General features: G+C 29.9%; 5 protein-coding genes. 4 read left to right on the top strand and 1 reads right to left on the bottom strand.

Translation table 11 applies throughout. From position 1 onward, the window contains the following. Window positions 1-353: 353 nt before the first annotated feature. Window positions 354-1,520: an O-antigen ligase family protein gene (locus BR82_RS0104620; protein WP_027089227.1), complete on the bottom strand. Its 1,167-nt coding sequence runs from the start codon at window positions 1,518-1,520 to the stop codon at window positions 354-356. Window positions 1,521-1,584: 64 nt separating this feature from the next. Between BR82_RS0104620 and BR82_RS0104615 the strand changes: the two genes are divergently transcribed. From BR82_RS0104615 to BR82_RS0104600, 4 genes are all read left to right on the top strand, one after another. Further along, a complete protein-coding gene (locus BR82_RS0104615) occupies window positions 1,585-2,520 on the top strand; it encodes a TRM11 family SAM-dependent methyltransferase (protein WP_027089226.1) in 936 nt (311 codons plus the stop codon). A 74-nt stretch (window positions 2,521-2,594) separates the two neighbouring features. Then, a complete protein-coding gene (locus BR82_RS0104610; RefSeq protein WP_027089225.1) occupies window positions 2,595-4,313 on the top strand; it encodes an ABC transporter ATP-binding protein in 1,719 nt (572 codons plus the stop codon). After that, complete coding sequence (locus tag BR82_RS0104605) at window positions 4,306-6,042, top strand: ABC transporter ATP-binding protein (RefSeq protein ID WP_027089224.1); 1,737 nt, start codon at window positions 4,306-4,308, stop codon at window positions 6,040-6,042. The genes BR82_RS0104610 and BR82_RS0104605 overlap by 8 nt, the downstream gene beginning before the upstream one ends. A gap of 130 nt (window positions 6,043-6,172) precedes the next feature. Further along, window positions 6,173-7,885, top strand: a complete 1,713-nt coding sequence (locus BR82_RS0104600) for a carbon starvation CstA family protein (protein ID WP_027089223.1) — start codon at window positions 6,173-6,175, stop codon at window positions 7,883-7,885. Window positions 7,886-7,961: the final 76 nt, after the last annotated feature.

Genomic DNA, 7,961 nt, shown 5'->3' with positions numbered 1-7,961 from the left:
TTTTTGAGTGTTTTTAGAGTATCTGATTTTTATGACTTTGATTTTATACTGAATTACTTTTACGAATATCACACCATGTTTATGCAGCGTATTTCAGTCAACAATATGACGATTTATACATAAACTTATTTTCCCATAACTGTTACTTTGAATATTTCTTCCGGCTGTTATATGTTTAGGTCAGGAGGTGTATTTTATATGAATAACAGTAAAAAAGATGGAGCGATTTTTACCCCATCTTAATCGATGATTAAAATTTTTAAAACTCTTAGTTATTTTCGATTACCAATATTTCAAGATTTCTAATTCATAAATATCGTTAAATTAGTAGATTGAAATCTTACAACTTCTTTTTAATTATGATTGAACATTTCAAATGATGAAGCAATCATTAAAAATAACAAGCCAGTATGAACCCAAAAGATTGTATAATCTAAAAGACCATGTAATAAAATAACTACAATACAGGCAATCACTAAAGCAACATAACGAAGATTAAGTCTTTTTTTATATACTTCAAATAATCTTTTACAATTATCAACTACATAGGGAATAAGAGTAGTAATCCCAATGATTCCAAATGATAATACAGGATCAAGATAAACGCTATGTGCATGTTGAGTAGCATGACCATTATACTTTTCAAAAATCATCATATAAGTCATTGGTCCTTGACCAAATAATGGATGTGCTTTAATTCCTTCAATAGCAGCATGCCATATTTTTTTTCTTACAGTAAAATTATCAATTAATTTTTCAACTCTTGGAAATTGTTGTGGATTAATAGCAAAGTAAATACAACCTATAATACAAATAACAGCAATCAGCATACAAATTCGATAATTCTTATTAATTATCAAAAAAACTAATACAGCTACTGCTGTGGCAATAAATGCAGTTCGGCAACCAGTCATGTATAATAAGAAAAGATTTATTCCTGCAACAATAAAATAATATATTTGTTTTTTTATGTTTTTTGTTCCAAAAAACTTATAACCAATCATCATAATAATAAATTCAATCATCATAGCATAATAATTAGCATTGAAAAAAACAGAATTAAGTCGATTTTCACGCCGACTAAAAACCTTTAATGTAAAATGATCATAGCCAAGGCGCTGTAAGATCTGCGTTTGTTCGTATAAACCATAGATAGCCCATAAAATAGATAAGGCTATTAGCATATCTAAAATAAATTCAAATACTTCAACATTAATATATTTTCGATAATAGAGCATCAATGAAACAGAAATAAAAATTAATGCAATACAACCTATACCGATCCAATTTTGATAAAACAAAGAAACAATTAAAGATAATGACATAAAAATAATCAAATACTTAGATTTTGGAGTGCTTTTAAAAGCATTAGTGATTTTTTTAGTGTACAATAAATACAATGTTTCAAGTAATAAAAATGGAACACAAATATAAAAAGGTGTAGATAGGCTAAGGGCAGTAGCAATGATCATCAACTGTTCCTTAGAAAAACGTTCTTTTAATGAATGAATAAATTGCATAGTTGACCTCCAAGTACTGTTACTATATCATAATTAAAGGATCGATACAAATAAGAGGAGTTATATGAAAAAGTATTTATATGTTTTTAATTATCCTCCTGAGGATAAAGAGTTATGTGCTCTAGAGTTTAGAGCTTTATTTAAAGATAAATTCAAAAGTAAATATTATTTGAGTAATTTAAACTATAGTGTTGATAAAAGTGTCTTTGTGAAAGCTAAAATCGATATTTGGCAGATTAATAATGATTTTGATCAACTTATTAAACAAATAAAAAATTTACATAAGGAATATCAAAATTTTAAAGTGATTTATTTGAAAAATCAAATCACACATGTTGATTATCAAGAAAGTTTACAAAAATGTAAAGATATCTCATGGGCAATTGAAGGTAGTGTCAATATGTCCAAACCTGATCATACGATTGCAATTACAAAATTGGCAAGCAGCTGGATATGTGGTTATTATCATCATGGTGTTCCCTCATGGAAAAAACATGATGATAAGCCAAATACTTTTTCGAATTCACTAGATATTCGTTTAGCGAGAACGTTAGTTAATATTGCTGCTGGCAATCAAGATCAGGTGAGAATCGTTGATCCGTGTTGTGGTATGGGGACTGTAGTTCTAGAGGGATTAGCTTTAGGTTTAGATATTGAAGGTTTTGATATTTCTCGGGAAATATCTTGGCTGGCAAGAAAAAATTTAAAATATTTTGGATATGACGAATATTTAATAAACAAAGTAAGCATACATGATTTAAATAAACATTATGATGTAGCTATAATGGATATTCCTTATAACTTATATACTCCGATCACGTATGAAGAACAATGTAAACTGATTCAATCTGCCCGAAAAATCTGTGATAAGATGGTTATTGTAACTTATGAAGATATGAGTCAGGAAATTAATCAAGCTGGTTTTTTAATTATTGATGGCTGTATCAGAAAAAAGACTGAGTATGTAAAATTTGGACGCTATATTTATGTTTGTATTTAATATTAGATATATTATAATTTTTTTGTATTTATGAAGAGATGGGGTATAATAAATCAAGATTAGGGGGTTAGATAATGAAATTAATGAGATATGTAAAAGAATATCGACTTCCAGCTATTATTGGATTTGTTTTTAAGATTGCTGAAGCAGCACTGGAATTAATGGTGCCTTTAGTAATGGCAGATATTATTGATGTTGGAATTAAAAATAATGATAAAAATTATATTTTAATAAGAGGTCTAATCTTGGTAGGATTGGCTGTGGCTGGTTATTTATTTGCATTAGTATGTCAATATTATGCATCAGTCACATCTCAAAGTGTGGGCACTAAATTACGTGAAGATATGTATCATCAGGTAAATTGTTATGATCATCATAACCTTGATAAATTAAATGCGCCGACTTTAGTGACTCGTTTAGTCAATGATGTTGTCCAGATACAGTTAGCGATAGCAATGACAATAAGATTAACGTCACGTGCTCCATTTATTATGATTGGTTCATTAGTTTTAGCTTTTTTAATCAGCGGTCCATTAGCTTCTATTTTTATTGTGGGAGCAGTTATTTTGGCAATAGTAATGTTGATGATAACTATAATTTCAATGCCATATTTTAACCGTGTCCAACAAAAATTAGACCAAATAAGCTTAATAGTTAGAGAAAATCTAGAAGGAATAAGAGTTATTCGTGCGTTTACCTGCCAAAATAAAGAAATTCACAAATTTAATTTTGAAACTAAAAGTCAAAAAGACATTCAAGTAAAAGTAGGAAGGATTCAGGCTTTATTAAATCCTTTTACATATTTGATTGTTAATATTGCAATTGTATTAATAGTATATTTTGGTGGTGTTGAAGTAAATATTGGTGGTTTATCACAAGGTGAAATTATTGCACTGGTAAATTATATGAATTCAATATTATTAGCACTGATCGTTTTTGCAAACGTATTATCAATTTATAATAAAGCCGGAGCTAGCTATACTAGAATTTTTGAAGTTCTTGAAACTAAACCAGAAGTTAGTAGTGACGGTCAAGAAAAAAGCTGGATAAAGAATGATAATTGTATTGAGTTCAAAAATGTAAGTTTTGCTTATGATAAAAAGAATGTTTTAAATAGTTTGAACTTTACCATTAAAGCTGGAGAAACAATTGGAATTATTGGTGGAACAGGAGCTGGTAAAAGTTCATTGGTGAATTTAATGGCACGTTTTTATGATCCTTCTAAGGGAGAAATTTTACTTAATGGAAGATCGATAAAAGACTATGACCTTCAAGCATTACGTAGTTTTATTGGTTTTGTACCACAATATGCTGCTTTGATTTCTGGAACGATAAGAGATAATCTTCGTTTAGGAAATCATGAAGCAACAGATGATGAATTGGTTCGTGCTTTAACGATTGCTCAGGGTAAAGAGATGATTGAAGATAAAATTGATGGTTTAGATACAATGATTGAACAAGGAGGAAAAAATCTCTCGGGAGGACAAAAACAGCGATTGACTATCGCTCGAGCTTTGGTCAAAAATCCGCAAATTTTAATTTTAGATGATAGCTCAAGTGCTCTTGATTATGCTACTGATTTTAAATTGCGACAAGAGTTAAAAAAATTGGATATGACAAAAATAATTATTTCGCAACGAACCGCCTCAGTAGAACAGGCTGATAAAATAATTGTTTTATATCATGGAGAGTTGGTTGGTTTCGACAATCATGAAAAGCTATTGCAAAATTGTAAAATATATCAAGAAATTTATGATTCGCAACATAGTAGGGATGGTGGTAATCGTGGATAAAAAAACAATTAAAAGATTATTAACATATTGCCAGCCATATCGTTTGATTTTGCTAGGAATTCTTGTTTTATCATTTTTTAGTGTCTGTTTATCATTGATTACACCTGTATTATTAGGTTGGGCAATCGATTTATTAATAGGAATAAATCAGGTGGATTTTGATGCTTTATTAAAGCAATTAATGATTATTGTAATTGTAATCGTAGCTGGAGCTTTAGTGCAATGGGTTTTAGGGCAGTTGACAAATAAGATTACATATAGTATTACAAATGATCTTCGAGATCGTGTATTTGAAAAAATTCACTTATTGCCTTTAAAATATATTGACAGTCATCCCCATGGTGATATTATGGGGCGAGTAATCAATGATATCGATTTAATTGGAACTGGACTGTTACAAAGTTTTACTAGTTTATTTACTGGTATTGCGACGATTATTGGTACGATCATAATCATGTGTTTAATTAATATCTCGATTGCCTCTGTCGTAATCATTTTAACCCCACTGTCATTATTAGTAGCTTCATTAATTGTAAAAAGGACACACATATATTTTAAAGAACAATTAGAACTTCGGGGTGAAATGAATGGTTATATTGAAGAAATGATAGGGAATCAGCGAATTATCAAAGCTTTTAATTACGAGAAAACAAATGAAGAAAGATTTAAAGAAATAAATCAGCGGATGCATATTAGTGGTGTTAAGTCACAGTTTTATGGGGCATTGATCAACCCAACGACACGTTTCGTAAATAGTCTAGTATATGGAGCAGTTGGGGTGTTTGGAGCGATAAGTGTTTTAAATGGCCATTTTAGTGTTGGTTTATTATCAAGCTTTTTAACATATGCTAACCAATATACTAAACCATTTAATGAGATTTCTTCAGTTATGACAGAGATGCAAACAGCTTTGGCCGCTAGTCAAAGAGTATTTAGTTTGTTGGATGAGACAATAGAAACTCCTGTAACTGATCCTCAAGTAATAAATAGTGTTCAAGGTAATGTAACTTTAAAAAATGTCTTTTTTAGTTATGATCCAAATGTAACATTGATTGAAAATCTAAATTTAGAAGCTAAACCGGGACAGACGATTGCTATTGTAGGGAAGACAGGTTGTGGTAAGACAACATTGATAAATTTATTAATGCGTTTTTATGATTTAAATAGTGGTTCGATTAGTATTGATGGTATAAATACGATGGATATGGAAAGAGACTATTTTCGAAAATTATATGGGATGGTATTACAGGAATCATGGATTTTTAAGGGAAGTATAAAAGCAAACATAACTTATGGTAAAAATGATGCTACTGATGATGAAATTATTGTTGCAGCTAAAAAGGCTCGAGTGCATAAGTTTATTATGAATTTACCAGATGGTTATGACACAATAATTGATGAAAATGGGGGTAATCTTTCTCAAGGGCAAAAGCAATTAATTTGCATTGCTCGAATCATGTTGACAAAACCACCGATGTTAATACTTGATGAGGCTACGAGTTCGATTGATACTAGAACTGAATTACAGATTCAGGAAGCTTTTGATATCATGATGGAAGGAAGAACAACTTTTATTGTTGCGCATCGTTTATCAACGATAAAAAATGCAGATATTATTTTAGTTATGGATAAAGGAAGAATTTTAGAACAAGGAACACATCAAGAGTTATTGAGAAAAAAGGAATATTATTATAATTTATATAATAGTCAATTTAATTTAGGAAAGTGATAAGATGTCTATTTTATCACTTTTTAAGTTCGAAAATAATATATTTTAGTAATAAATTATTATGTTGACAAACAAAAATTATGAGCGTATTCTAATAAATGTTATAAAATAGTATGAAGGGGGAATATTGATGAATGGATTATTATTATTATTAATTTCTATGGTAGCGTTATTAGCAGCCTATTTTGGATATGGACGTTATCTTGAAAGAACTTGGGGTGTAGATTCAAAAGCAAAAACACCAGCTGTAAAAAATGATGATGGGGTAGACTTTGTTCCTAGTAGTAAGTGGGAAGTATTTGCTCATCAATTTTCATCGATTGCTGGAGCGGGACCTGTAACAGGACCAGTCATGGCATTAATGTTTGGTTGGGTACCAACTGTATTATGGATTCTTGTTGGGGGAATTTTCTTTGGTGCTGTTCAGGATTTTGGAGCATTATATGCATCTGTTAAGTCTAATGGAAAGTCAATGGGTGGAATAATTGAAGAATATATTGGAAAAACAGGTAAGAAATTATTCTTTTTGTTTTGCTGGTTATTTACATTATTAGTTATCGCTGCTTTTGCAGATATGGTAGCTGGAACGTTTAATGGTTTTTCGGCAGTTGATGGTTCAAAATTACAACCTAATGCTGCTGCAGCATCAATTTCAATGTTATATATCGTTGTGGCAATTGTTTTTGGATTCTTTTTGAAGAAATATCATGTAAGTGGTAAAGTACAAGCATTGATTGGAATTGGATTAATTATTTTAATGTTGATTGGTGGAATTGCATGTCCAATTTATTTAAGTAAAAATACATGGATCTATATTGTCTTTATTTATATTTTCTTTGCATCAGTTACACCAATGTGGTTATTAAAACAACCACGAGATTATTTAACTACATTTTTATTTGTAGGGATGATTGCTGCTGCAGTAATTGGCGTTATTTTTTATAATCCAACTATTTCACTTCCTGCATTTACAGGATTTAAGAGTGAATCAGGTAGTTATTTATTTCCAACATTATTTATTACAATAGCATGTGGAGCAGTTTCTGGTTTTCACTCATTAGTATCATCTGAAACAAGCAGTAAACAAATAAAGAATGAAAAAGATATGTTACAAGTAGGTTATGGTTCAATGTTATTAGAATCATTACTTGCTATTTTGGTAGTAGTGGTTGTTGGATCTTTGACTCAATTAGTAAGTGATGGAGTATTAACAGATCAATTAGCTTCATTGGTTACTGCTGAAGGAGCAACACCTTTTACTAAATTTTCAGTAGGAGTCACAGCTTTTGTTTCAAAACTTGGGTTACCTCAAGAATGGGGTATTTGCATTATGACAATGTTTGTATCAGCTTTAGCACTTACATCATTAGATGCGGTTGCAAGAATTGGACGTTTGTCATTTCAAGAATTATTTGAAGTTTCAAATTCACAAGAAGCTTCAAGTATAAATAAATTACTTACAAATAAGTATTTTGCTACGATTTTAACACTTTTCTGTGGCTATTTATTGTCACTTGGTGGTTACAATAATATTTGGCCATTATTTGGTTCTGCAAACCAATTATTAGCAGCAATGGTATTAATTTCGTTATCAGTATTTTTAAAGGTTACTGGTCGTAAAGGCTTTATGTTATATATTCCAATGTGTATAATGTTAGTTGTTACATTAAGTTCATTAGGTATTTCAGTATATAATATTATTAATACATGGATGACTACCGGAACGATTGATTTTTTAACATCAGGATTGCAATTGATTTTTGCAATTTTGTTAATTGCTTTAGGAGTTTTAGTAGCGTTCTTTGATTTTAAAAAATTATTTGAAACAAAGAAAGTAGTTTAATTATTTTTAAAAGTTTATAAATAACAAATAGTGTTAAACATTATTTGTTGTTTTTTTAAGAATTGACGTAAGCGCT

Origin of the sequence: Thomasclavelia saccharogumia DSM 17460, assembly GCF_000686665.1 — a bacterium.
GTDB lineage: Bacteria > Bacillota_I > Bacilli_A > Erysipelotrichales > Coprobacillaceae > Thomasclavelia > Thomasclavelia saccharogumia.
This window is presented reverse-complemented; position numbering and strand designations above follow the sequence as displayed.